Source organism: Pseudomonas sp. B21-048 (assembly GCF_024748615.1).
In the GTDB taxonomy this organism is placed as follows: Bacteria; Pseudomonadota; Gammaproteobacteria; order Pseudomonadales; family Pseudomonadaceae; genus Aquipseudomonas.
Genome location: NZ_CP087168.1, coordinates 4,690,169 through 4,714,318, shown reverse-complemented (window position 1 = coordinate 4,714,318; position 24,150 = coordinate 4,690,169). Strand labels below are relative to the sequence as shown.

Annotated in this window: 22 protein-coding genes, 2 tRNA genes and 2 pseudogenes; 9 read left to right on the top strand and 17 right to left on the bottom strand. The window is 58.7% G+C overall.

Translation table 11 applies throughout. The features are described 5' to 3' along the window. Positions 1–17 precede the first annotated feature (17 nt). Entirely contained in the window at positions 18–896 is an 879-nt protein-coding gene (locus LOY56_RS22055) for a DMT family transporter (protein ID WP_258617103.1), read from the bottom strand. A gap of 44 nt (positions 897–940) precedes the next feature. Beyond that, entirely contained in the window at positions 941–1,285 is a 345-nt protein-coding gene (locus LOY56_RS22050; protein WP_258617102.1) for a DUF2917 domain-containing protein, read from the bottom strand. Positions 1,286–1,423: 138 nt separating this feature from the next. Here LOY56_RS22050 and LOY56_RS22045 point away from each other — a divergent pair, with 138 nt between their 5' ends. Further along, on the top strand, positions 1,424–2,338 hold the full coding sequence (locus tag LOY56_RS22045) for a LysR substrate-binding domain-containing protein (RefSeq protein WP_258617101.1): 915 nt from the start codon (positions 1,424–1,426) through the stop codon (positions 2,336–2,338). Positions 2,339–2,438: 100 nt separating this feature from the next. On the opposite strand, the gene LOY56_RS22040 is transcribed toward LOY56_RS22045, so the two are convergent. After that, positions 2,439–2,515 (bottom strand) — tRNA-Met (locus LOY56_RS22040). Between the two features lie 116 nt (positions 2,516–2,631). Then, on the bottom strand, positions 2,632–4,689 hold the full coding sequence (locus tag LOY56_RS22035) for a methyl-accepting chemotaxis protein (protein WP_258617100.1): 2,058 nt from the start codon (positions 4,687–4,689) through the stop codon (positions 2,632–2,634). 325 nt (positions 4,690–5,014) lie between these two features. On the opposite strand from LOY56_RS22035, the gene LOY56_RS22030 reads away from it, so the two are divergent. Next, positions 5,015–6,256: an MFS transporter gene (locus LOY56_RS22030; RefSeq protein ID WP_258617099.1), complete on the top strand. Its 1,242-nt coding sequence runs from the start codon at positions 5,015–5,017 to the stop codon at positions 6,254–6,256. Between the two features lie 28 nt (positions 6,257–6,284). After that, complete coding sequence (locus tag LOY56_RS22025; protein ID WP_258617098.1) at positions 6,285–6,518, top strand: hypothetical protein; 234 nt, start codon at positions 6,285–6,287, stop codon at positions 6,516–6,518. Positions 6,519–6,586: 68 nt separating this feature from the next. Here LOY56_RS22025 and LOY56_RS22020 read toward each other — a convergent pair whose 3' ends face one another. The 12 genes and pseudogenes from LOY56_RS22020 to LOY56_RS21965 form a co-directional block, all read right to left on the bottom strand. After that, on the bottom strand, positions 6,587–7,900 hold the full coding sequence (locus LOY56_RS22020; protein ID WP_258617097.1) for an MFS transporter: 1,314 nt from the start codon (positions 7,898–7,900) through the stop codon (positions 6,587–6,589). 54 nt (positions 7,901–7,954) lie between these two features. Next, complete coding sequence (locus LOY56_RS22015) at positions 7,955–9,289, bottom strand: MFS transporter (protein WP_258617096.1); 1,335 nt, start codon at positions 9,287–9,289, stop codon at positions 7,955–7,957. A gap of 208 nt (positions 9,290–9,497) precedes the next feature. Next, positions 9,498–10,854, bottom strand: a pseudogene (chrA, locus tag LOY56_RS22010) (chromate efflux transporter). Then, positions 10,847–10,961: pseudogene (locus LOY56_RS22005) on the bottom strand (chromate resistance protein); the annotation flags it as partial. The pseudogenes LOY56_RS22005 and chrA, both read right to left, overlap by 8 nt. 176 nt (positions 10,962–11,137) lie before the next feature. Then, positions 11,138–12,238 carry a redox-regulated ATPase YchF gene (gene ychF, locus LOY56_RS22000; protein WP_258617095.1) on the bottom strand — a complete coding sequence of 367 codons (1,101 nt, stop codon included), beginning with the start codon at positions 12,236–12,238 and terminating at the stop codon, positions 11,138–11,140. Positions 12,239–12,260: 22 nt separating this feature from the next. Then, entirely contained in the window at positions 12,261–12,845 is a 585-nt protein-coding gene (gene pth, locus LOY56_RS21995) for an aminoacyl-tRNA hydrolase (RefSeq protein ID WP_007905795.1), read from the bottom strand. Positions 12,846–13,014: 169 nt separating this feature from the next. Continuing rightward, positions 13,015–13,614 (bottom strand): 50S ribosomal protein L25/general stress protein Ctc, encoded by a 600-nt coding sequence (locus tag LOY56_RS21990; protein WP_258617094.1) that lies wholly within the window; start codon positions 13,612–13,614, stop codon positions 13,015–13,017. Between the two features lie 142 nt (positions 13,615–13,756). Continuing rightward, entirely contained in the window at positions 13,757–14,698 is a 942-nt protein-coding gene (locus LOY56_RS21985) for a ribose-phosphate pyrophosphokinase (protein ID WP_003171603.1), read from the bottom strand. A 46-nt stretch (positions 14,699–14,744) separates the two neighbouring features. After that, positions 14,745–14,819: transfer RNA gene (locus LOY56_RS21980), tRNA-Gln, on the bottom strand. Positions 14,820–14,856: 37 nt separating this feature from the next. After that, positions 14,857–15,708, bottom strand: coding sequence for a 4-(cytidine 5'-diphospho)-2-C-methyl-D-erythritol kinase (ispE, locus tag LOY56_RS21975; RefSeq protein WP_258622834.1), 852 nt, complete (start codon positions 15,706–15,708; stop codon positions 14,857–14,859). Between the two features lie 2 nt (positions 15,709–15,710). Next, positions 15,711–16,328: a lipoprotein insertase outer membrane protein LolB gene (gene lolB / locus LOY56_RS21970; RefSeq protein ID WP_258617093.1), complete on the bottom strand. Its 618-nt coding sequence runs from the start codon at positions 16,326–16,328 to the stop codon at positions 15,711–15,713. 4 nt (positions 16,329–16,332) lie between these two features. After that, on the bottom strand, positions 16,333–18,057 hold the full coding sequence (locus tag LOY56_RS21965; RefSeq protein WP_258617092.1) for a tetratricopeptide repeat protein: 1,725 nt from the start codon (positions 18,055–18,057) through the stop codon (positions 16,333–16,335). Positions 18,058–18,292: 235 nt separating this feature from the next. Between LOY56_RS21965 and hemA the strand changes: the two genes are divergently transcribed. From hemA to LOY56_RS21935, 6 genes are all read left to right on the top strand, one after another. Further along, complete coding sequence (hemA, locus tag LOY56_RS21960; RefSeq protein WP_258617091.1) at positions 18,293–19,582, top strand: glutamyl-tRNA reductase; 1,290 nt, start codon at positions 18,293–18,295, stop codon at positions 19,580–19,582. Beyond that, positions 19,579–20,661: a peptide chain release factor 1 gene (prfA, locus tag LOY56_RS21955; RefSeq protein WP_030129716.1), complete on the top strand. Its 1,083-nt coding sequence runs from the start codon at positions 19,579–19,581 to the stop codon at positions 20,659–20,661. The genes hemA and prfA overlap by 4 nt, the downstream gene beginning before the upstream one ends. After that, positions 20,662–21,492, top strand: a complete 831-nt coding sequence (prmC, locus tag LOY56_RS21950; RefSeq protein WP_038981578.1) for a peptide chain release factor N(5)-glutamine methyltransferase — start codon at positions 20,662–20,664, stop codon at positions 21,490–21,492. Beyond that, on the top strand, positions 21,486–22,241 hold the full coding sequence (locus LOY56_RS21945) for a molybdopterin-synthase adenylyltransferase MoeB (protein ID WP_258617090.1): 756 nt from the start codon (positions 21,486–21,488) through the stop codon (positions 22,239–22,241). The genes prmC and LOY56_RS21945 overlap by 7 nt, the downstream gene beginning before the upstream one ends. Next, positions 22,234–23,025 (top strand): glutamate racemase, encoded by a 792-nt coding sequence (gene murI / locus LOY56_RS21940; RefSeq protein ID WP_258617089.1) that lies wholly within the window; start codon positions 22,234–22,236, stop codon positions 23,023–23,025. Before LOY56_RS21945 ends, murI begins: the two co-directional genes overlap by 8 nt. Positions 23,026–23,144: 119 nt before the next feature. Then, positions 23,145–23,663, top strand: coding sequence for an acyloxyacyl hydrolase (locus LOY56_RS21935; RefSeq protein ID WP_258617088.1), 519 nt, complete (start codon positions 23,145–23,147; stop codon positions 23,661–23,663). Between the two features lie 158 nt (positions 23,664–23,821). Here LOY56_RS21935 and LOY56_RS21930 read toward each other — a convergent pair whose 3' ends face one another. After that, positions 23,822–24,127, bottom strand: coding sequence for a YkgJ family cysteine cluster protein (locus LOY56_RS21930; protein ID WP_258617087.1), 306 nt, complete (start codon positions 24,125–24,127; stop codon positions 23,822–23,824). Between the last annotated feature and the right edge of the window lie 23 nt (positions 24,128–24,150).

The following is a 24,150-nucleotide window of genomic DNA, read 5'->3' as shown; positions in this document are numbered from 1 at the left end:
AGCCCGGAAGGTGCTGATCAACGATTCATCAGCCATATCGAAGCCGCGACCAGCCCCCCCCCAAAACATTGCCAAATGGAGAGTTGGGTGTTCAGTACGACCCAGGACAACAGCACCGCGAACAATGGCGTCAGGAACAGAAAGCCACTAGCGCTGGCTGCATCTGCTCGTTTCAATGCAACGAACCACAGCCCGAACGAGCCGGTTGAAGCCGGTATGGCAAGCCAAACAAACCAGCCCCCCTGTTGCGCCGTGATGTGGGCTGGCCACTGTTCGCCGGTCAGGGCGGCGCAGGCGAGCGCTCCCAGGGCGCCGATGAGCATTTGCCAGAAACTTAAGGCCCACGTGCCGACCGGCAGAGGGTTACGCTTGTTGATCAGGGTCGCGGCGGCCCAGCTCAGGGCCGCACCCAGCGCCAGGATCACACCGATCCACGCACCAGGCTGCGAGCCCTGCGCAAGGTCGGCGCCAACGGCCAGCGATACTCCGATCACGCCCATGACCAGGCCGAACAGGCGAATGACCTTGAGCGGCTGCGCGTAGAGCAGCCGATTGCCCACGGCAACCCACACGGGGTTAGTAAAAAGCAGGATCGCGGCAGTGGAGGCTGAAACGTGGCGCATCGCCAGGAACAGCAGGCTCATCACGGCGGCGGTCTGGGTGAGGCCAATGACGGCGATCACCAGCATTTGTCGGGCATTCAGATGGCGGGGAAGCAGAGCGGCCCAGGAACGACCTTCCAGCATCACCAATGGCAAGGTCGCCAGCGCAGCCAAGAGGAACCGCGCGCCCACCAGCATCAAGGGTTCGAAACCCTGATTGAGCAGCACCTTGCCTGACACGAAGCTTGAACCCATCAGAAACGTGGATGCCAGGATCGTGACGGCAAAGCCCAAGTGGTTGCGGGCGCCGGTCGCGCCGGCAGTCATTGACAAGGCCATCAGCGGATTTCAATCCGCAATGGTTGGGCGTAACTTGGCAGGAACGGCGCGATCCATTTTCCCAAGCGTCTGACTGACTCCTCAGGCGCTGAAGCCAGGGCGATCTCCAAGACACCGGCGCCATCGATCAGTGCTGTGCCAGCGGTCAACCTGAGGGTCTGGTTCTGCTCCAGAAACAGGTCGCAACCTTCCCAGCTCACCCAATGACTGCCGCTTAGCGAGCGAGCAATGATGTCCTGACTGAAGCGCAACGACATCAGCTCTGCCGGGCTCAGATGGATGTAAACCCAATCCGGCTCGCAGTCTGGAGGATTGGTGCTGAAGGATACCGATAACGTACGCATCCTGATTTCCTTCTGGAAAAGTCGATGGGATGCGTTCGATACCTGAAAACTGTGGTGAATGCACCTGCGCTTACATTAAATTGGCATACGATTTTAATATATCGGTCATTTTTTTTAGTATTTGTTAGAAGGGCTTACATGTCGGTCATTCCCCCCCTTAGCTGTCTGCGCAGCTTTGAAGCCGTCAGTCGCTTGTCCAGTGTCACCCTGGCGGCGACGGAACTGCACGTCACTCATTCGGCTGTCAGCCAGCAGCTCAAGGTGCTGGAAGAGCTGTTGGGGGTGACGCTATTCGTGCGTGAGGGACGCACCTTGCGTGTCTCTGAAGACGGTCGGTTGTACTCACTGCAAGTGCGTGAGTCGTTGAAGAACATCGCTGATGCGACACGTCAGGTTAAAGCGCAGCCCAAGGCCTCGGAGTTGGTGGTTGCGGTCATGCCTTCCTTCGGCTTCTCCTGGATGCTGCCGCGCATTGGTCGATTTCAGGCGCGTTACCCGCATATCACGGTGCGTTTGCAGGCCAGTCTCGCCGTGACCAACCTGGCTCAGGAGGCAATTGACATCGGCGTACGCATGGGGCGTGGCGATTGGGATAACGTGCAACAGTTCATGATGTTCCACGACGAGATGATTGTTGTTGCAGCCCCAGGTTTCAACGGTGGGCAGTTGCCTGAAACGCCAGCACAGATCGTCGCGAGCCCGATCATTTTCACCATGGACTCGTGGCAGCCCTGGTGTGAGGCAGCGGGGCTGGACATCGAGGTCACGCGTAAAGGGTTGTGCAGCAACGATTCGAACCTGGTGCTGGAGGCCGTGCGACTCAAGCAGGGTATTGCATTGGTGCGCCGCAGTCTGGTGCATGACGCTATCGGGCGCGGTGAGCTGGTGCAGTTGAGCGAGTACGCGGTGCCGTATGCTTATCCGTACTGGCTACTGCTGCCAGACCGCGAACGCGTCGAGGCCAAGAGGCAGCAGTTTGCCGAATGGCTGGGCGAGGAGGTGGAACTGTATCTGCAAGAGGTCGAGCAGGTGCGTCAGCGGTCTGCGTACTGATTGGCAAGTGTTGATGGATTTCCAGATACAAGAAAGCCCGCACTAGGCGGGCTTCTTGAGGTGATTTATAGACATCCGTAGATCTCTATAAATCGGTACTTGGTGGCTACACAGGGACTTGAACCCCGGACCCCAGCATTATGAATGCTATGCTCTAACCAACTGAGCTATGTAGCCAAGTGGCGCGCATTATTCACCTGGAACGAAGATGCGTCAAGCGTAAATTAAAAATATTTCTCCACACTTTCAACCGCTTATCCCGCTGGCCCGAAAAATCGGGCCAGCGGATGGCGTCAACTGAGCTGAAATCTTCCGGTATTCGCACTCAAGGCCTTGCTGCCCTGGCTCAAGGTGTCCGCCGCCAGGTTCACCGCCCGTGCGCCTTCAAGCAAGCGTACCGCCGCCTGATCGACTTGCTGGATGTTGCCGCTGACTTCATCGGCGGTGCTCGCTTGCTCTTCGACAGCGGTGGCGATCTGCGCCAGGGTGTCGGTGACGCTCTGCACCGCGCTGGCGATTTCCCCCAGTCGCTCGCCGAGACCGGTGACGGCTTGCGCGTCCGATTGTGCCTGGTCGCAGGCGGCTTCCATCAGGCTTACGGCTTCGTTGACGGTGCTGCGCAGGCTGTCGACGGTGCCGGCGATTTGCGCGGTGGAGGACTGGGTACGTTGCGACAGGCTGCGCACTTCATCGGCCACCACGGCAAAGCCACGACCCTGTTCGCCGGCCCGTGCGGCCTCGATGGCGGCGTTGAGGGCCAGCAGGTTGGTCTGCTCGGCGACGCCGCGAATGGTATCGACCACCAATTGAATCTGCTGCCCTTGTTCGCTGACCCGACCCAATGCCGCTGCTGTGTCGTTCAAGCGCTGATTGAGCTGCTGAATGCTCGCTGTCGTGCGTTGACTGTCGCGGCTGCTGTCGGCGGCGATGCGCTGGGTGTGCTGAGCGCTGCCTGAGGCCTGTTCGCAACTTTGGGCGACCCCTTGAGAGGTCGCGGCCAATTGCGTGGCCGCAGCGGCAATCTGGCTGATCTGCAACTGCTGAGCCTCGACTTCGCCAAGCGCGCCGCTGGAGTGATCGTTGAGGGTGCGCACCGCATTGCTCAGTTGCAGGGTTTCGTGATCGACCCCCTGCAGGCTATTGCGCAATTGCACCACGGCGACATTCAGGGCGGTGCTGATCGCCGCCAGTTCATCGCGGCCCTGCACTGGTACTTGCAGGCTCAGGTTGCCGTCACGCAGTGCTTCGGCCAACAGCGTGATGCCGCTGGCGCTGCGACGGATCGAGGCCTGCAAACAGATGAACAGATACAACGCGGCCAGTAGCAGGCAGCCAAAAACTGTCGCCACCAGGATGAATTGGCGGATGGCCGAGCCGTGGTAGTAATCCAGCCGTTGATCCAGAGAAACCAACGATTGCTGACGCAACGAGGCGAGGTCGCCGAGGAGGGCGTCGAGACTGCGTTCAAAGTCTTCCGGCTTGAGGTTGATGCTGCCGCCGAAGACGCCGTCGTCCAGCACTTTCAAACTGGTGTCCAGGTGCTTGAGGCTGTCGTGGTATTGCCCGGCCCAGGTCAGTAACGCGCTGGGCAGACGCGCTTCCAGCAGGCCAGCCGTTTTAACAAGCTGTTCCCGGGCATCGCCGATGCGGCTGCGCAAGTCCCGCAGCTGCAGACGGCTTTGCAGGGTGAACTGCCCGGACACTACTGAGGCCTGACCGACCGCGGCGAGGCGACCGACCCGTTCGATCAGGTCCGGTGCATGCTGGGTGGAAATCTGCGTCAGCAGCCAGGTTTCCAGCCATGGGGCGAGGGTCAGGCGATTGTCCATCGCGATCTGTTCGCGCAAGGCTTGCAGGGTACTCAAGGCATGGGTGAAGCGATCGTAACCGTCCGGCCACCAACCAACGCTGCTCAGGCTCTTCGAGTCCAGGCCGGTGAGGGCGGTTTGCAGGGCTTGATAGCGGCTGAGGACTTGATCCTCGGCGCCTTCGGTTTTCAGGGCATTACCCAACTCCGTGATGGCTTGGACGACGGCCGGTTGAACCGCATCGAATGCTGCCATCGCCGCGATGGTTGCGGGTGTCGGCTGGCGATTGGTTTCGGTGGCGCGCCAACGAGCGGCGCGGTCACGCTGGGCGGCGAGCAGGTTGTCGAGCGCGTCGAGGGCGAGCAATTGACGAACCCCGGCGCGTTCGCCCGAGATCAGATTCAACTTGTCACGATAATCTTGACCGATCATCCACAGACTGCCCGCGAGTGGCAGGATAAACAGCAGAAACAGCAGCTGAAATTTGCGCGCGAAGCCGAAACGCCCCAGCAGCCCGATCCCTGGTGATAAAAAAGCCAGCATGCCCCATGACTCCTCTGGACACCACGCACCATTGGCGTGCGTCGAGATCATTGCGACCGCGACTCGTGCCCTTCTAAAAGGCCTCGAAAGTTCACCTTGGTCCGCTCTGTAGGCTGACTCTGTAGCGAAACTTCCCATTCTCGGTTCCCTTTGTAAGGGGCCGCGTTGAAGTGGATAAGCAAGGCAAGATTCAGACCATGGCGTTGCGCTACCACCCTTCTTTTCTTGAAGTCGTTAGCAGGCTAAGGGGATGGCGCAACTGCACCGAAAAATGGCACATTGACCGACCCGCCAGTGCGCCCCCATCCGCAGTACGGAAACTCTCATGGCCATCAGCAACGTTCAGTCCGCCGCAACAAAGGCGCCCGCCACTTCACAAAGCAGCCCGCTGGTCATGCGCATCATCGGCGCGGTGGCGCTGGCGCATTTGATCAACGACTTGATTCAGGCGGTATTGCCCTCGATCTATCCGATGCTCAAGGCCAGTTATGGCCTGACCTTCACCCAGATCGGTCTGATCACACTGACCTTTCAACTGACGGCCTCGCTGTTGCAGCCATGGGTCGGTTACCACACTGATCGTCATCCAAAACCCTGGCTGTTGCCAGCCGGTACTGTCTGCACATTGATCGGCATTCTGATGATGTCCGTGGTCGGTAGCTTCTCGATGATTCTGCTGGCGGCGGGGTTGATCGGTGTCGGCTCATCGACCTTTCACCCGGAAGCTTCTCGTGTGGCGCGACTGGCCTCGGGTGGGCGCTTCGGCTTGGCACAGTCGACCTTTCAGATCGGCGGCAATGCGGGCTCGGCTTTTGGGCCGTTGCTGGCGGCGGCGATCATCATTCCCTACGGTCAGAGGCATGTGGCCTGGTTCGGATTGTTCGCGCTGTTTGCGCTGTTCGTGCTATATCGGATCAGTCGTTGGTACGCCAACCACCTGAACCTGTTCAAGCTCAAACAAGGTCAGGCAGCGACTCATGGCTTGTCGAAAGGCCGGGTGATCAGCGCACTGGTGGTACTAGGGTTACTGGTGTTCTCCAAGTATTTCTACATGGCCAGCCTCACCAGTTACTTCACGTTCTACCTGATTGAAAAATTCGACCTGTCGGTGGCCAGCTCGCAGCTGCACCTGTTCCTGTTTCTCGGTGCGGTAACGGCGGGGACTTTCTTCGGTGGGCCGATCGGCGACAAGATCGGGCGCAAGGCAGTGATTTGGGTCTCGATCCTCGGTGTGGCGCCGTTCACGCTGCTGCTGCCCCATGTGGACCTGTTCTGGACCAGTGTGTTGAGCGTGGTGATTGGTTTCATCCTGGCTTCGGCGTTCTCGGCCATTGTGGTGTATGCGCAAGAACTGGTGCCGGGGAATGTCGGGATGATTGCCGGGGTGTTCTTCGGCCTGATGTTCGGCTTCGGCGGGATTGGCGCGGCGTTGCTCGGGCATCTGGCGGATATTCACGGCATTGAGTACGTGTACTTCCTGTGTTCGTTCTTGCCGCTGCTTGGGGTGTTGGCGATCTTTCTGCCACGCACGGCGGCATCGGACCGCAACGCTCGGTGTCATCCATGAATCATCAAGTCCCAAGGAATATAGGCCCATGAGCCTCTACAGTCAGTATGCGTTGGCCTGCGTGGGAATGATGCTGCTGTACATTTGCGTAAGAAGCTACGTACTCAGGAAATGGCTGGGTATTGCTCTGGTCGGTTTGGGCTTTGGCGTGATGTTTGTGCTGCCGCCCTACATTGGCGGCATCGATGTCGGGATCTTTGCAATCGCTGGAGTGGGGGCGGGATCTTCGATGTTCTTCAATCGGAGTAAGTCCCGAGTGTGAACATAGCGGTGGCGGTTCCTGATAAAGGAGCCGCCATAGCATTTGTTGTGCTGGTTTTACCCATAGGTTCAGGCGCCCGTAACCACCGAAACATCAGCCGAGGACGATGAGTGAAAACCGTAGAACAATGCCATCAGGGCCCCGACGGTGCCCATGATGACGCAATAGCCTACGCAAACCCAAGGGCTCCATGGCATCAGCCCGATCAGCAGCAGCGGCGTGGTACTGGCCCAGAGTGCATAGGCAATATTGTAAGTAAACGAGATGCCGGACACCCGGATCCGAGTCGCAAACAACCCCACCATTACCGAGGGTACGGCGCCCACCACGCCGCAGGTCAGGCCAGCCAAGGCATAGGCCCCGCCGATCCAGTAGCCGCCATTGATCAGGCTGGCGTAGAGCACCGCCGTCCCTACCGGCAGCAGCAGGCTATAAACCAGCACCGCGCGCCAGGCGCCGATTCGATCAACCAGTAATCCCGCCAGCACACAGCCGATATTCAGGAACACAATGCCCAGGCTGCTCAGCGCGAATGTATGGCTGGCACTCATGCCGAAGCTTTTCTGCATGACGGTCGGGGTAATCACCACCAGCACCACCACCGCCGAGGTCAGCACACAGGTCAAAAGCATCGCCGGCAGGATGGACTTGCGGTGATCGCGCAACACCGTCAGCAATGGCAACTCCGCATCCATCTCGCGTCGCGCCTGCAAGGCTATGAACACCGGAGTTTCGCTCAACCAGCGCCGTAACCAGACCCCGATCACCCCGAATACTCCGCCGAGCAAGAAGGGGAAACGCCAGGCAAAGTCGAGGATTTCGGCGGGGCTGTAGATCCGCGCGAGGAGGGTCGCGGTCAGTGCTCCCAGTAAATAGCCGAACGTCAAACCGGCCTGCAATACACCCAGTGCATAGCCACGATGGCCGTCCGGGGCATGCTCGGCCACGAACACCCAGGCGCTCGGCACTTCACCCCCCACCGCGGCACCTTGCAGCACCCGCAATAGCAGCAGGATCAAGGGCGCCCAGTAACCGATCTGATCATAGGTCGGCATGATTCCGATCAACAGGCAGGGCAAAGCCATCATCAGAATGCTCAGGCTGAACACCCGCTTGCGACCCACCCGATCAGCGAAATGGGCCATCAGAATGCCGCCCAGCGGGCGTGCCAGATAGCCGGTAACGAAAATCCCGAAGCTTTGCAGCAAGCGCAGCCACTCAGGCATCTCTGGCGGAAAGAACAACTGGCTGAGGGTCAGGGCAAAGAACACAAAGATGATGAAATCATAGATTTCCAGCGCACCACCCAATGCCGCCAGTCCCTGGGTCTTGTAATCAGCCCGGGAAAAGCGACCGGGTTGTGGATAAATATGGGCTGTCATAAAAGGACTCTAAACAGGTAATCATTAAAACGCTCGACTAAACAGCATGCGGCATCACTGAGAATCGATGCGGGTGCGTTGCTTGTTCGGCCAACGAGGATGCTGGTCATCGATGACATAGGGATGTCGATGATCGGTGCCACCGTACTCCCTCAGGTGTATGTGATTGTCCGGGAGGTCCTCATGGGTATGTTTGATTGATTCCAGATCATGCGCTGGACGCCAGATCACCATGCTGACCAACAATGCGCTACCTGCTAACAGGGCGAGCCCGATAAACGATGCAGTCAGGCTGATATCGGCGCCCAGCCATCCCGCCAATGGGTAGGTAATCAACCAACAAGCGTGGGACAAGGAAAATTGGGCGGCAAACAGTGCAGGGCGGTCCTCGGCATGCGCCGAGCGACGCAACAGGCGACCGCTCGGGGTCTGGGCCAGCGAATAGCCTATGCCCAGCAGCACCCACAACGGCAGCAGAAAGTTGTAGGTGGTCAGGTTGATGCCAATGGCCAGGCCGACAACCAGTATCCCTGCGCCAAACAGCATTGCCGTTCGGTCCTTGATGCCTTTCAACAAACGAGGCAACACCAGGGCAGCGATCATGGAGCCACCGCCGAACGCGGCCAGCGCCAGTGCTGTGAAGCTCTGAGGCAAAGCGAAGCGCGATTGGACCAGCACCACCGTATTGACGATGACCATGGCACTGGCGGCCGCTACCGTCAGGTTCAGCGCCAACAATCCACGCAAACGAGGCGTCGCCAGGAAGATGCGCATGCCGCGGGTCGTTCGCTCGTAAATACTGCGCCGTGGCGTCTGCTTCGCCTTCGGCAGCAGCACTGTCGAGACCAGCGCTGCCGAGGCAAGAAAACCGATGACCGTGCCGACGAACAGGCTATGGAAGCTGACCACGGTCAGCAACGCAGCGGCAAGCATTGGACTGGCGACGCTCTCGAGATCGTAGGCCAGGCGCGACAGTGACAGTGCTCGGGTGTAGTCGTCCTCATCCGGCAGTATGTCCGGAATGGTCGCTTGAAATGTCGGGGTGAACGAGGCCGAGGCCGATTGCAGGACGAAAATCAGCACGTAGACCTGCCAGATCTCTGTCACGAACGGCAGAGCAAGCGCGACCAGGGCCCGTACCAAGTCCAGTGAGACCAACATCGCCTTGCGTGGCAAGCGCTCTGCAAAAGCCGCGGCGATCGGCGCAACGCCGATATAGGCCGTCATTTTGATCGCTAGCGCTGTGCCGAGGACTGCACCCGCTTGGGCGCCTGCAAGGTCGAAGGCCAGCAGCCCCAATGCGACGGTCGCAAGGCCTGTACCTACCAACGCAATCACTTGGGCGAGGAAAAGATGACGGTAGGTTTGGTTGGTGAGGATTTTCAGCATGGCATCTCATATGGCAAGGCGTTTGATCACTTGGTTGTCGAATGTTTCTTGAAGAAAGAGAGTGACTCGTTTGCAGGTGATCTGATATCCCCCCAGGGGGGTGTTGGATCAGCCTAAACCAGGGCAGTGGCAGCTCAAGAAATAGGCGCGCAGGCTTTCATCGAATGGTGGGGAGATCACTGACTGCTTGCTGGATAAAGGCAGCGCCCTAACGCAGCAGATGCACCGCCAAACCGACGAGCGCGCAGGCCATCAGTACCTGAATCACGCCGCGCTTGAAGCGGAACAAGGCAATCGCCGCCGCAATCGCTATCAGGGCGGAAGGCCAGTCCAGACCGCCGCTGAAACCTGTTGGCCACAGCACATGGTAGCCGAAGAAACACGCCAAATTGAGGATTACCCCGACCACCGCAGCCGTAATCCCGGTCAGCGGCGCGGTGAACTTGAGTTCATTGTGGGTCGACTCCACCAGCGGGCCGCCGGCGAGAATGAACAGGAATGAAGGCAGGAAGGTGAACCAGGTCACCAGGCTGGCCGCAATGGCACCGGCCAGGAACACTTGATCGGCGCCGAACACTTGCGAGACATAGGCCCCGACAAAACCGACGAAAGCCACCACCATGATCAGCGGCCCTGGAGTGGTTTCCCCCAGTGCCAGGCCGTCGATCATCTGGGTCGGGGTCAACCAGCCATAGTGGCCGACGGCGCCCTGATAAACGTAAGGCAGCACGGCATATGCGCCGCCGAACGTCAGCAACGCGGCCTTGGTAAAGAACCAGCCCATCTGGGTCAAGGTACCTTCCCAACCAAAGAGCGCGGTCAGGGCCCCATCGGCAAGGCCCACAGCACTGCGCCGATGAGTGCCAACAGCACCAGTTTCAGCCAGCTGAAGCGGGCATGTTCGGGAGAGGGGGGGCGTCATCGATCAAGGCCGGGCCGAAGGATTTTTTGGCGGCATTATGCCCCCCGACTGTGAACTTCTCCGGCGCCAGGCGTCCGCCGACATAACCGATCAAAGCTGCTCCCAGCACGATCAGCGGGAACGGGACATTGAAGGCGAAGATGGCGGTAAACGACGCCGCCGGCATGGCCCACAGCCAGTTGTTCTTCAGCGCCCGTGAGCCAATTCGATGAGCCGCCTGCACGACGATGGCCGTCACCGCAGGCTTGATGCCATAGAAGAGTCCGGCCACAACAGGCACTTCGCCGAAGGCAATGTACATCCAGGATAAAGCGATCAGGATGAACAGCGAGGGCAACACGAACAGCGCTCCGGCGATCAGGCCACCCCGGGTTCGATGCATCAGCCAGCCAATGTAGGTCGCCAACTGCTGGGCCTCGGGCCCAGGCAGCAACATGCAGTAATTGAGGGCGTGTAGAAAGCGCCGCTCGGAAATCCAGCGCCGGCGTTCCACCAGCTCTTGATGCATGATCGAAATCTGCCCCGCTGGCCCGCCGAAGCTGATGAAGCCGAGCTTCAGCCAGAACCAGAACGCCTCACGCAAACTGATCGCTTCGGGCCTCGACAGATCCACTTCAACCGCTGATTCGCAAACCTTACTCATTGGGTTGTTCCTCTTTTACAAACTCGGCGAGCAGGCCGTCGAAGATGGCGCTTGCAGCGGCCAACAAGGTGATCGTCATGGGTAGTGGTTTTGCGCAATTCTGCCAGACCTAAAAACGGTCTGCCCAAGAATCATATACACCGGTGTAGTCGTTTTTTTCTGCATGCTGCTGCAATCTCATGCATGCCATAGAAACGCGAAAGCCCCCATAAATGGGGGCTTTCGGGATGATTAAAGGACTGTCTCGCAACCCTAAGCAATCACCTGCAATGCCAGCTACAAGTTAGACGTTGAAACGGAAGTGCATCACGTCGCCATCTTTAACGATGTAGTCCTTGCCTTCCAGGCGCCATTTACCGGCTTCTTTGGTGCCGGCTTCGCCCTTGTACTGAATGAAGTCGTCGTAGGCGATGACCTCAGCGCGGATGAAGCCTTTTTCGAAGTCGGTGTGGATCACGCCGGCGGCTTGTGGTGCGGTGGCACCGACGCGGACGGTCCAGGCGCGGACTTCTTCGACACCGGCGGTGAAGTAGGTCTGCAGGTGCAGCATGTCGTAGCCGGCGCGGATTACGCGGTTCAGGCCAGGCTCTTCGAGGCCCAGGGCTTCGAGAAACATGTCTTTCTCTTCGCCGTCTTCCAGTTCGGCGATTTCAGCTTCGATCTTGTTGCAGACCGGAACCACCATGGCGCCTTCTTCTTCGGCGATGGCTTTGACGATGTCCAGCAGCGGGTTGTTCTCGAAACCGTCTTCAGCGACGTTGGCGATGTACATGACCGGCTTGGTGGTCAGCAGGTGGAAGCCACGAATCACCGCTTTGTCGTCGGCGCCCATGTTCTTCATTAGCGTGCGCGCTGGCTTGCCGAGGGTGAAGTGAGCGATCAGCTGTTCCAGCAGGCCTTTCTGGACTACGGCGTCCTTGTCACCACCCTTGGCGTTGCGGGCAACTTTCTGCAGCTGCTTCTCGCAGCTGTCGAGGTCGGCGAAGATCAGTTCCAGGTCGATGATTTCGATGTCGCGTTTCGGGTCGACGCTGTTGGAGACGTGAATCACGTTCTCGTCTTCGAAGCAGCGGACCACGTGGGCGATGGCATCGGTCTCGCGGATGTTGGCGAGGAATTTGTTGCCCAGGCCTTCACCTTTCGAAGCGCCAGCAACGAGGCCAGCGATGTCGACGAATTCCATGGTGGTCGGCAGGATGCGCTTGGGATTGACGATGACCGCCAGGGCATCCAGGCGCGGATCCGGCATCGGCACGATACCGGTGTTCGGCTCAATGGTGCAGAAGGGAAAGTTTTCGGCCGCGATCCCGGATTTGGTCAGGGCGTTGAACAGGGTGGACTTGCCGACGTTAGGCAGGCCGACGATGCCGCAATTGAATCCCATGGTGTTTCCCCTCGGGTAAAAGTCAGGCCTTCTGGCTGTGCAGGTTTTTCATCGCGCGGTTCCATTCACCGGCGAGGATATCCGGCAGCACGCCGAGGGCAAAGTCGATGCTGGCATCGAGTTTTTCCTGTTCGGCGCGTGGCGCACGACCCAGGACGAAATTTGAAACCATACTGGCAACGCCCGGGTGGCCAATGCCAAGCCGCAAGCGGTGAAAGGTATTCTGATTGCCCAGTTGCGCGATGATGTCGCGCAACCCATTGTGACCGCCATGGCCGCCGCCCTGTTTGAGCTTGGCAACGCCCGGGGGCAGATCGAGTTCGTCATGCGCCACCAGGATTTCTTCAGGCTTGATGCGGAAGAAGCCGGCAAGTGCCGCGACGGCCTGGCCGCTGCGGTTCATGTAGGTGGTGGGAATCAACAGACGAACATCCTGACCCTGATGCGAATAGCGCCCGGTCAGGCCGAAATATTTGCGATCGGCCACAAGGTTGACACCCTGCGCGTGCGCGATGCGCTCAACAAAAAGGGCCCCTGCGTTATGCCGGGTCTGTTCGTATTCAGCACCTGGATTTCCCAGGCCAACGATCAGTTTGATGGCAGTCACGATAGGGGCCCTTCCTTGGAGTGGTGGATAACGTCGCCGCAATCAGGGAGTGCGGCGAAAGTGGACGACAAGTGCTCATTTACCATTATGTAAACTCCGCGTTCTCGCCCGCTTTCTCGCTACGCTCTAGTCCGCGATGTTTCCGGTCACTCCGGCGAACAGAGTGAAATTACTCTGCTGCGCCTTCAGTAGCTTCTGGAGCAACACGTGGAGCGTGAACGTTGGCAACAGCCAGGTCGTTACCGTGAGCCAGAGCAACAAACTCAACGCCTTTAGGGGCGGTGATGTCGGACAAGTGAATGATCGCGCCGACTTCGGCGTTAGCCAGGTCAACTTCGATGAATTCAGGCAGGTCTTTTGGCAGGCAAGACACTTCGATCTCAGCAACAACGTGCGAAATCTCGCCGCCTTTCTTCACCGGAGCAGCTTCGTTGATGAAGTGCACTGGAACGATAGCGGTCAGCTTTTGGCCGGCAACTACACGTACGAAGTCAGCGTGCATCACGTGGCCTTTGGCCGGGTGACGCTGCAGAGCCTTGATGATTACGTTTTGCTTGGTGCCGCCAACGTTCAGCTCGATGATGTGGCTGTAAGCCGCTTCGTTTTCGAGCAGTTTGGCAACTTCTTTAGCCAGCATGCTGATGGATTCAGGGGCTTTTTCGCCACCGTAAACTACAGCTGGAACCAGGCTTGCGAGACGACGCAGGCGGCGGCTCGCACCTTTCCCCAGGTCGGAACGCACTTCAGCATTCAGAGTAAAATCGTTCATGTTGTATCTCCAAAATAACCACATTCGCCCCAGCGTTTGCGACCAGCGCTAAAGGCGATATGGGCAAAAAAGCCCCGCCCCGACAGGAATGCCGGGGCGGGGCGCTTTTCGTCAACGAGATGTAATGAAAAGGGCAGGGCCCTTAACGGAACATCGCGCTGATCGATTCTTCATTGCTGATGCGGCGGACCGCCTCGGCAACTACCGGTGCGATATCCAGTTGACGGATACGTGCACAGGCTTGTGCTGCAGCGGACAGCGGGATGGTGTTCGTCACCACCAGCTCATCCAGCACGGAATTTTCAATGTTTTCGATCGCCCGACCCGACAGCACAGGGTGCGTGCAGTAGGCGAAAACCTTGGCAGCGCCATGCTCTTTCAGGGCCTTCGCCGCGTGGCACAGAGTGCCGGCGGTATCGACCATGTCATCGACCAGAATACAGGTACGCCCTTCGACATCACCGATGATATGCATCACTTCAGAGTGATTGGCTTTCTCACGGCGTTTGTCGATGATCCCGAGATCCACGCCCAGGGATTTGGCAACAGCCCGTGCACGCACGACGCCGCCAATGTCCGGGGACACGATCATCAGGTTTTCGAAGCGCTGATCTTCAATGTCATCCACCAGTACCGGGGAGCCGTAGATGTTATCTACCGGAATATCGAAGAAACCCTGAATCTGGTCAGCATGCAGATCAACCGTGAGAACACGGTCGATGCCGACTACGGTAAGCATGTCAGCGACAACCTTCGCGCTGATAGCCACACGTGCGGAACGCGGACGGCGATCCTGACGGGCATAACCAAAGTAAGGAATAACAGCAGTGATACGAGTAGCCGAGGAGCGGCGGAAGGCATCAGCCATCACTACCAGTTCCATCAGATTATCGTTGGTCGGAGCGCAAGTCGGCTGAATAATGAAGACGTCTTTACCGCGGACGTTTTCATTGATCTCGGCTGTAATTTCGCCGTCGGAGAATTTACCGACAGAGATGTCACCGAGAGGGATATGCAGCTGACGTACAACACGCCGAGCCAGATCGGGGTTAGCGTTCCCCGTAAAGACCATCATCTTGGACACGCGCAGTACCTGAAGGCTGAGGGTAACCTGGATGAGTATAGGAAAATGGCAGGGGCGGCTGGATTCGAACCAACGCATGGCAGGATCAAAACCTGCTGCCTTACCGCTTGGCGACGCCCCTGTATCTGTTGCAACGAGTACCCAGTACTCGATTCCTTTTAGAGCAGACTTTGCAGCTTGCGATGCAACATCGAAATGTTGCTTCCTTTTGCTACAAACCCTGTAAGGGTCTCTGTCAGAAGGGCCGAGACTTTATCAGCTTCAGCTTTGCTTGGGAAGCCCCCAAACACACAACTTCCAGTTCCGGTGAGTTTTGCTTCGGTAAATTTACCTAACAAATCCAATGCGTTACGTACATCTGGATAACGCCTTGCGACTACCGGTAAGCAGTCATTTCGACTGTTTCCCTTGGGAACGGGGCGCACTTTAATGGGAGGAGTGTTGCGTGTCAACAGTGGATCTGAAAAAATTTCTGCTGTACTTACAGATACTTGCGGCACCAGCACGAGATACCACGGCTCGATGGGCTCTACAGGGGTGAGTTTCTCCCCCACGCCCTCGGCGAAAGCCGCGTGACCGCGCACGAAAACCGGGACGTCGGCGCCAAGTGTAAGGCCCAGTGCGGCCAGCCGATCCTCATCCCAGCCCAGTTGCCAAAGATGATTGAGGCCCAGCAATGTGGTCGCCGCATTCGAGCTGCCGCCACCGATTCCACCGCCCATGGGCAGGATTTTTTCGATCCAGATGTCGACACCCAGCGAACAGCCGGATTGTTCCTGAAGTTTTTTTGCGGCTTTGACGATCAGGTTGCTGTCGTGAGGGACGTCGGCGAATTCGGTGTGCAACCGAATCACACCATCGTCGCGAACGGCGAAGGTGATTTCATCGCCGTAATCGAGGAACTGAAAAATCGTCTGCAACTCGTGGTAACCGTCTTCACGGCGACCCAGGATATGCAGCATCAGATTGAGCTTGGCGGGCGAGGGCAATGTCAGGCGTGGCGCAGTCATGTTCATTGCCCCAGTTTGCGTGGTTGCCATTCCTTGATCACCAGCGTGACATCAAGGTCGGTGCCATGCAGTTTGATTCGCTCGGGCAACCAGTAGCCGTTTTGCTCGGCATAACTGAGGTATTCGACCTTCCATCCGTCCTGTTCGAGATTGGCCAGGCGGCTGTCGACGTCGAGGGTCAGGCGACTTTTGCTGTCCGGGGCCGGGAGCCCGCGAACCCACCACGCCAAATGGGACACCGGCAATTTCCAGCCCAGTTGTTCTTCAACCAGGGCTTCCGGGGTTCGCGCGTCATAGCGGCCCTGATTGGCCACTTCCAGCGAGACTTTGCCGGGGCGACCGGTCAAGCGGGCCGCGCCACGGCCCAGTGGTCCGGAGAGGCGGATGTCGTAGTAATCCTGGCGTTGCAACCAGAACAACGTGCCGCTGCCCGAATCTTTTGGCGCGCGGATGCCGATCTTGCCGTTGATCTGCCAGCCGTCGAGGCCGGTCAGTTGCTGTTTGTGCTCGCGCCATTGGGCCGTGTTGCCTTGGCCCTGGACCGACTCACGGGCGCCAAAACCCGCGCAACCGGCGAGCAAGGCGATGAAACTGAAAATGATGAAGTGGCGCAAAAACATAATCTTAAAGAGTCTCTGATCCGGTCAGGCGCTTAATGGTGCCGCGCAGGGTAGGGCTGTCGGGCTGTTCCTTGAGGAACTTGCTCCAGATTTTCTTGGCTTCGCGCTGTTTGCCATTGGCCCACAGGACTTCACCCAAGTGAGCGGCGACTTCCTGATCGGGGAAGCGTTCCAGCGCCTGGCGCAAATACCGTTCGGCTTCATCGAGGTTGCCCAGGCGGAAATTCACCCAGCCGAGGCTGTCGAGCACTGCCGGGTCTTCCGGGTTGAGCTGGTGCGCCTGTTCGATCAAGGCCTTGGCTTCGGCGTAGCGCGTAGTGCGGTCGGACAACGTGTAGCCAAGGGCATTCAATGCCATTGCGTTGTCCGGGTCGCGTTTGATGATCAGTCGCAGGTCTTTTTCCATCTGCGCCAGATCATTGCGTTTTTCTGCCAGCATGGCCCGGGTGTACAGCAGATTCAGATCATCCGGGTATTGTTGCAGCGCTTGCTGCAAGACTTTCCAGGACTGGTCGCCTTGTTTATTGGCAGACAAGGTTTCGGCTTCGATCAGGTACAACTGGATCGCGTAATCGGGTTGCTCGCCGCGCTCGGCGGCCAGGCGCTTTTGGGCTTCGGCGGTCTTGCCATTGCTCATCAGGATATCGGCCTGACGCAATTGCGCCGGCAGGTAATCGTTGCCCGACCCGACCCGGGCATATTCGATCAGCGCGCCTTGGGGATCGTTACGCTCCTCCGCAATGCGCCCCAGGTTCAGGTGTGCCGAATCGACATGGCTTTCCCGGGCGATCAAGTCTTCGAGGTAACCTTTGGCCTCATCCCAGGCCTTGGCTTCCAGGCAGACCAGGGCCAGGGAATAACGCAGTTCGTCATCTTCGGGGTATTGCTGCACCAGGCTCGAGAACTCGACTTTGGCGTCGTCCATGCGATCCTGCTCAACCAGCATGCGCGCATAGGTCAGGCGCAGACGTTTGTCGTCCGGGTATTTCTTGATGCTTTTTTGCAGCAGCGGCAAGGCTTCATCGCCACGGTTCAGCCCTTGCAGCAGGCGCGCGCGCAGCAGGATCGGCGCTATTTCACCCTCGTCTGGCGGGTTGTCTTCGAGCAGGCCCAAGGCGCTCTTGGCATCGCCGTCCTGTTGCAGCAGCAAGGCCTTGCCGAAAATCAGCTGATTGTTATGCGGGTGGCGCTGCAACAGCCGGTCAAAACCTTTCATCAGACCGTTGCGGGTTTCCTGGTCGGTATCGGCTGCCGACAGGGCGAGGAAGTCGAAATGCGTGTCGCCTTTGCCTTGCAGGACCTTCTCCATATAAACCATGGACTCGTCGTAACGTCCGCCGCGGGCGAGTTGCACGGCAGCCGCTCGTTGCGCCTCGAGATCGTCCGGGGCGTTTTTCGCCCAGGCCAGTGCGGTGTCGAGGGCGGCCTGATCGGCGCCCAGGTACTCGGCAATGCGAAATGCCCGCTCGGAGATGCCCGGATCCTGGGTGTTGATGGCCTGGGTCACGTAGTTGTCCAGGGCAATGTCGTAACGATTGCGCTGGCCAGCCAGTTCGGCGCTCAACAGGCTGAAGATGGTTTCTTCACTGAACGAGCTGTAAACCTTGGGCTTTTCAGGGGCCGGAGTGCTGTCTTCGACCGGCGGCGTACCGTCCGACGAAACGGGTGCCAAGGCCTGGCAGCCGCTGAGGAAGACTAAAGCGAGGAGCAACGCGGAAGATCTATTCATATAGGAGGAGGACGACTAACCTGCGGTCGGATCATCATGACACAAGCCTTCGGCCAAACATAACCGCCCGGCCAATTTACCCGTGCGGGCAATCCCCATAGGTCCGGCGCTCTTGTAAACGAGAACGGATCGCAGCCTTCGGCAGTTCTTATAGAAACGATAGAGATCGAGTGGTTGTTCTGGCTCTGTCGAAGTAGGACAATTACCGGCTTCACGTCACCATCAGCGACTTTGAATGGCCTTCCTTGCACTCGGTATTAACCACAAGACTGCTTCAGTAGACGTCCGCGAGCGCGTGGCCTTTACCCCTGAGCAGCTGGTTGAGGCCTTGCAGCAGCTCTGCCGACTCACCGACAGCCGCGAAGCTGCGATCCTCTCCACCTGCAATCGCAGTGAACTGTACATAGAACAGGATCATCTTTCGGCTGACATCATATTGCGCTGGCTGGCCGATTATCATCATTTGAGCCTCGATGAGCTGCGCGCGAGCGCTTATGTGCACGAAGATGATGCGGCAGTTCGTCACATGATGCGGGTCGCCTCCGGGCTCGATTCGCTGGTGTTGGGCGAACCGCAGATTCTCGGTCAGATGAAGTCGGCCTACGCCGTAGCGCGAGAAGCCGGCACCATCGGCCCACTGCTCGGGCGGCTGTTCCAGGCCACATTCAATGCGGCCAAACAGGTGCGAACCGACACCGCCATCGGTGAGAACCCGGTGTCCGTGGCGTTTGCCGCGGTCAGCCTGGCGAAACAGATTTTCAGTGATTTGCAACGCAGCCAGGCTTTGCTGATCGGCGCCGGCGAGACCATCACCCTGGTCGCCCGCCATCTGCATGAGCTGGGAGTGAAGCGAATCGTGGTCGCCAACCGCACCCTGGAGCGCGCGAGCATTCTGGCCGAGCAGTTCGGCGCCCACGCGGTGCTGCTCTCGGACATTCCGGCAGAACTGGTGCGCAGCGACATCGTCATCAGTTCCACCGCCAGCCAGTTGCCGATTCTCGGTAAAGGCGCGGTGGAAAGTGCCTTGAAATTGCGCAAGCACAAGCCGATTTTCATGGTGGATATCGCCGTTCCTCGGGATATCGAGCCGGAAGTCGGCGAGTTGGACGACGTTTACCTGTATAGCGTCGACGATCTCCACGAAGTGGTCGCCGAGAACCTCAAGAGCCGTCAGGGCGCAGCCCAGGCCGCCGAAGAGATGGTGTCGATTGGCGCCGAAGATTTCATGGTTCGCCTGCGCGAACTGGCGGCGGTGGATGTGCTCAAGGCCTATCGTCAACAAAGCGAGCGTCTGCGCGACGAAGAATTGCAGAAAGCCCAGCGTATGCTTGCCAATGGCAGCAGCGCTGAAGACGTATTGGTGCAGTTGGCCCGCGGCCTGACCAACAAACTCTTGCATGCTCCGAGCGTGCAATTGAAAAAGCTCTCTGCCGAAGGCCGCCTCGATGCGCTGGCCATGGCCCAGGAACTCTTTGCCCTCGGTGAGGGCTCATCGGATAGCTTTTCGGATAAAAAACCGCAATGAAAGCGTCACTGCTCAATAAGCTGGACATCCTCCAGGACCGTTTCGAGGAATTGACCGCCCTGCTTGGCGACGGCGAGGTCATTTCCGATCAAAACAAGTTCCGCACCTATTCCAAGGAATACGCGGAAGTCGAGCCGATCGTCGGCACCTATAAACAGCTGCTTAAAGTGCAGGGCGACCTCGAAGGGGCTCAGGCGCTGCTCAAGGACAGCGACCCGGACATGCGCGAAATGGCCGTGGAAGAAGTCCGCGAAGCCAAAGAGCAGTTGATCGAAATCGAAGCCAGCCTGCAACGCATGCTGCTGCCCAAAGATCCCAACGACGGGCGCAACGTATTCCTCGAAATCCGTGCCGGCACCGGCGGCGATGAAGCGGCGATTTTCTCCGGCGACCTGTTTCGCATGTATTCGCGTTACGCCGAGCGACGTGGTTGGCGGGTAGAGATTCTCTCGGAGAACGAAGGCGAACACGGCGGCTATAAAGAAGTCATTGCCCGGGTCGAAGGCGAGAACGTTTACGGCAAGCTGAAGTTCGAATCCGGTGCGCACCGCGTACAGCGGGTTCCGGCCACTGAATCCCAGGGCCGCATCCACACCTCGGCCTGCACCGTGGCCGTGTTACCCGAGCCGGACGAGCAGGAAGCGATCGAGATCAACCCGGCGGATCTGCGAGTCGACACCTACCGCTCCTCCGGTGCCGGTGGTCAGCACGTCAACAAGACCGATTCGGCGATTCGTATCACGCACTTGCCGTCCGGTATTGTCGTCGAGTGCCAGGAAGAACGTTCCCAGCACAAGAACCGCGCCCGGGCGATGTCCTGGCTGTCGGCCAAGCTCAACGACCAGCAGACCAGCGCCGCCGCGAACGCTATCGCGAGCGAGCGTAAATTGCTGGTAGGTTCAGGGGACCGCTCCGAGCGGATTCGTACGTATAACTTTGCCCAGGGCCGGGTTACCGACCACCGGGTCAACCTGACCCTGTATTCCCTCGACGAAATTCTCGCCGGTGGCGTGGATGCGGTGATCGAACCGTTGCTGGCCGAGTACCAGGCCGATCAACTGGCGGCGATAGGTGAGTAAATGACGATTATCGCCAGTTTGCTGCGCGCAGCCGATTTGCCCGACTCGCCCACCGCGCGTCTGGATGCCGAATTGTTGCTGGCGGCGGCCTTGGGCAAATCCCGCAGCTTTCTGCACACCTGGCCCGAGCGTATCGTCCCGAGCGAAGCGGCACTGAAGTTTGCCGAGTACCTACAGCGCCGCCGTAGCGGTGAGCCGGTGGCCTACATTCTGGGGCAGCAAGGCTTCTGGAAACTCGACCTGGAGGTCGCACCCCACACGCTGATTCCGCGTCCCGATACCGAATTGCTGGTAGAGACCGCGCTGGAACTGTTGCCGGCCACACAGGCCTTGGTGCTCGATTTGGGCACCGGCAGTGGCGCCATCGCCTTGGCCTTGGCCAGCGAACGTCCGGCCTGGAAAGTCACCGCCGTGGATCGCGTGTTGGAAGCCGTAGCCCTGGCCGAGCGCAATCGCCAGCGGCTGCACCTGAACAACGCCACAGTGCTGAGTAGCCATTGGTTCAGCGCTTTGGAAGGTCAACGCTTTCAATTGATCATCAGCAATCCGCCCTACATTGCTTCGACCGATCCGCATCTGGCGGAGGGCGACGTGCGCTTCGAGCCAGCCAGTGCCTTGGTGGCCGGTGTCGATGGGCTCGACGATTTACGTCTGATCGTCGATCAGGCACCGGATCATCTTGAGGCGGGTGGCTGGTTGATGCTCGAACATGGTTACGATCAAGCCGAGGCCGTGCGCGATTTGCTGCTGACCCGCGGCTTTGAAGAGGTCCACAGCCGCACCGATCTGGGCGGTCACGAACGCATCAGTCTGGGGCGCTTGCCGTGCTGAATGATCAGGAATTACTGCGCTATAGCCGGCAGATTCTGCTGCAACACGTCGACATCGATGGCCAGTTACGGCTCAAAGAAAGCCGCGTGCTGATTGTCGGCCTCGGTGGTCTCGGCTCACCGGTTGCGCTGTACCTGGCGGCGGCCGGTATCGGTGAGTTGCATCTGGCGGACTTCGACACGGTTGACCTGACCAATCTGCAACGCCAGATCGTTCACGACACCGACAGCGTCGGCCTGAGCAAGGTCGATTCGGCGATCCGTCGCCTGACCGCGATCAATCCCGAGATTCAGCTGATTGCCCATCGCACCGCCCTGGATGAAGATTCCCTGGCGGCAGCCGTTGCGGCGGTGGATCTGGTGCTGGACTGTTCCGATAATTTTTCCACCCGCGAGGCGGTCAACGCCGCGTGTGTGGCTGCGCGCAAACCGCTGGTCAGCGGTGCGGCGATTCGGCTGGAAGGGCAATTGTCGGTCTTCGACCCTCGTCGTCCGGAAAGCCCGTGCTACCACTGTTTATATGGGCACGGCAGCGAAGCCGAGCTGACCTGCAGCGAGGCCGGTGTACTGGGTCCGTTGGTGGGCCTGGTCGGTAGCTTGCAAGCCCTCGAAGCGCTGAAATTGCTGGTGGGATTCGGTGAACCGCTGGTGGGGCGTCTGTTATTGATCGATGCCTTGGGCACACGCTTCCGTGAATTGCGGGTCAAGCGTGATCCGGGTTGCAGCGTCTGCGGGTCAAGCCATGCGTGAAGCGCCGATTGGAGTGTTCGATTCCGGTGTCGGTGGGCTGTCGGTGCTGGCCGAGATCCAGCAGTTGCTGCCCAACGAATCTTTGTTGTACCTCGGCGATTGCGGGAATATTCCCTACGGTGAGAAATCCCCGGCATTCATCAGTCAGCGTTGCAGTGTCATGGCGCAGTTCTTTCAGCAGCAGGGCGCCAAGGCGCTGGTGCTCGCTTGCAACACCGCGACCGTCGCGGGTGTTGCGGACTTGCGGCGCGATTTCCCCGAGTGGCCCATCGTCGGCATGGAGCCCGCGGTCAAGCCGGCTGCAGCGGCGACGCGCAGCGGTGTAGTTGGCGTACTCGCCACCACCGGCACATTACAGAGTGCCAAGTTCGCCGCCTTGCTCGACCGTTTCGCCGCCGATGTGCGAGTCATCACTCAGCCATGCCCTGGGTTGGTGGAGCTGATTGAAAATGGCGATTTGCACAGCGAGGCATTGCGTCAGTTGCTGCAAGGGTATGTCGATCCGCTGCTGGCTGCAGGTGCAGACACGATCATTCTTGGCTGCACGCATTATCCCTTTCTAAAACCGCTGCTTAAGCAGATGCTCCCCCCGAGCATCAGCCTGATCGATACCGGTGCCGCTGTGGCCCGGCAGCTTCAACGATTGTTGGCAGAGCGTGAGTTGCTAGCCGAGGGACCTGCTCGCGCTGCCCGGTTCTGGACGAGTGCGGATCCGGAGCGTTTCAGAAATATCTTGCCGGTTTTATGGCATTCGACGGGTGTTGTGCAAAGCTTCGACTTGTAGATAAAAAAGAGATCACACGAATAATTGAGCTGAGCTTCTGATCAAGCTTCAACTTCTATAGCTTTGTCTGTTGGGCAGCATAAAAACCATACGAAATTGTTCGGAAAAGGATGTTTCTAATGAAGCGACTATTCTGCTTGGCCGCGATTGCGACCGCATTGATGGGGTACAGTTTTACCGCGCAGGCAGCAGGGGTGGAATTCGGGGTTGGCCAGACCAGCGATTCGACCATGACTTACCGATTGGGCATGCAATTCGACTGGGACAAGAGCTGGTTGCAGAGTGATATCGGTCGCTTGACCGGCTACTGGAGCGGCGCTTACACCTATTGGGAGGGCGATGAAACGTCGAGCAATCACAGTTTGTCATTCTCGCCGGTGCTGGTGTACGAGTTTGCCGGTCAGACCATCAAACCCTACGTTGAAGCGGGTATCGGTATCGCGGTGTTTGCCAACACCGAAGTCGAAGACAACAAACTGGGTAGTGCCTTTCAGTTCGAAGACCGTTTCGGGTTTGGTCTGCGCTTTACCGGCGGACATGAAGTCGGGATTCGCGCCACGCACTATTCCAATGGCGGGATCAGCAGCCCGAACGATGGTGTAGAGAGTTACTCGCTGCATTACACGATGCCGTTGTAACGTCAAAAATCGTGGCGAGGGAGCTTGCTCCCGCTGGGTCGCGAAGCGGCCCCACTCTCTTCCTAAAAGAACGGGACTGCTGCGCAGTCCAGCGGGAGCAAGCTCCCTCGCCACAGGTTCAGTGTTTTGACTTGCTACCTGAAATGCATCGATGCGGATTACCGATACGCCGTCGCAATCCCCTGGCGTTCGGCGATGCATTCCGGTGCGCCCATTTCGAACTCCCGGCAGATCAGCGGACGTTTTTCGTAGATGGTGCACATCATGCTGTTGCGATCCAGCGCAGCGCACCAGCCGTCATCCAGTCGCAGCATGACTTCCCCACCCCAATCATCGGTATCGATAAAACGCTCGGGCACACCGGTGTCGGTGATCAGCATGACCTCAAGCTGACAGCAGCAGGCAGCGCACGTCGAGCAGGTGACCGCAGGTTCGGCAATTTGCGTATGGGGAATGGTTTTCATGGAGCGCAGTGTAAGGCAGTGGG

What these genes read in the sequence shown, in the direction of transcription:
- LOY56_RS22050 (WP_258617102.1), bottom strand. Translation starts at nt 1,285, where the DNA reads ATGCGTACGTTATCGGTATCCTTCAGCACCAATCCTCCAGACTGCGAG.
- LOY56_RS22025 (WP_258617098.1), top strand. Translation starts at nt 6,285, where the DNA reads ATGAGCCTCTACAGTCAGTATGCGTTGGCCTGCGTGGGAATGATGCTG.
- ispE (WP_258622834.1), bottom strand. Translation starts at nt 15,708, where the DNA reads ATGACTGCGCCACGCCTGACATTGCCCTCGCCCGCCAAGCTCAATCTG.
- LOY56_RS22030 (WP_258617099.1), top strand. Translation starts at nt 5,015, where the DNA reads ATGGCCATCAGCAACGTTCAGTCCGCCGCAACAAAGGCGCCCGCCACT.
- LOY56_RS21990 (WP_258617094.1), bottom strand. Translation starts at nt 13,614, where the DNA reads ATGAACGATTTTACTCTGAATGCTGAAGTGCGTTCCGACCTGGGGAAA.
- prfA (WP_030129716.1), top strand. Translation starts at nt 19,579, where the DNA reads ATGAAAGCGTCACTGCTCAATAAGCTGGACATCCTCCAGGACCGTTTC.
- prmC (WP_038981578.1), top strand. Translation starts at nt 20,662, where the DNA reads ATGACGATTATCGCCAGTTTGCTGCGCGCAGCCGATTTGCCCGACTCG.
- LOY56_RS22020 (WP_258617097.1), bottom strand. Translation starts at nt 7,900, where the DNA reads ATGACAGCCCATATTTATCCACAACCCGGTCGCTTTTCCCGGGCTGAT.
- LOY56_RS22015 (WP_258617096.1), bottom strand. Translation starts at nt 9,289, where the DNA reads ATGCTGAAAATCCTCACCAACCAAACCTACCGTCATCTTTTCCTCGCC.
- ychF (WP_258617095.1), bottom strand. Translation starts at nt 12,238, where the DNA reads ATGGGATTCAATTGCGGCATCGTCGGCCTGCCTAACGTCGGCAAGTCC.
- LOY56_RS22045 (WP_258617101.1), top strand. Translation starts at nt 1,424, where the DNA reads ATGTCGGTCATTCCCCCCCTTAGCTGTCTGCGCAGCTTTGAAGCCGTC.
- LOY56_RS21935 (WP_258617088.1), top strand. Translation starts at nt 23,145, where the DNA reads ATGAAGCGACTATTCTGCTTGGCCGCGATTGCGACCGCATTGATGGGG.
- LOY56_RS21930 (WP_258617087.1), bottom strand. Translation starts at nt 24,127, where the DNA reads ATGAAAACCATTCCCCATACGCAAATTGCCGAACCTGCGGTCACCTGC.
- LOY56_RS21965 (WP_258617092.1), bottom strand. Translation starts at nt 18,057, where the DNA reads ATGAATAGATCTTCCGCGTTGCTCCTCGCTTTAGTCTTCCTCAGCGGC.
- lolB (WP_258617093.1), bottom strand. Translation starts at nt 16,328, where the DNA reads ATGTTTTTGCGCCACTTCATCATTTTCAGTTTCATCGCCTTGCTCGCC.
- LOY56_RS22035 (WP_258617100.1), bottom strand. Translation starts at nt 4,689, where the DNA reads ATGCTGGCTTTTTTATCACCAGGGATCGGGCTGCTGGGGCGTTTCGGC.
- hemA (WP_258617091.1), top strand. Translation starts at nt 18,293, where the DNA reads ATGGCCTTCCTTGCACTCGGTATTAACCACAAGACTGCTTCAGTAGAC.
- murI (WP_258617089.1), top strand. Translation starts at nt 22,234, where the DNA reads ATGCGTGAAGCGCCGATTGGAGTGTTCGATTCCGGTGTCGGTGGGCTG.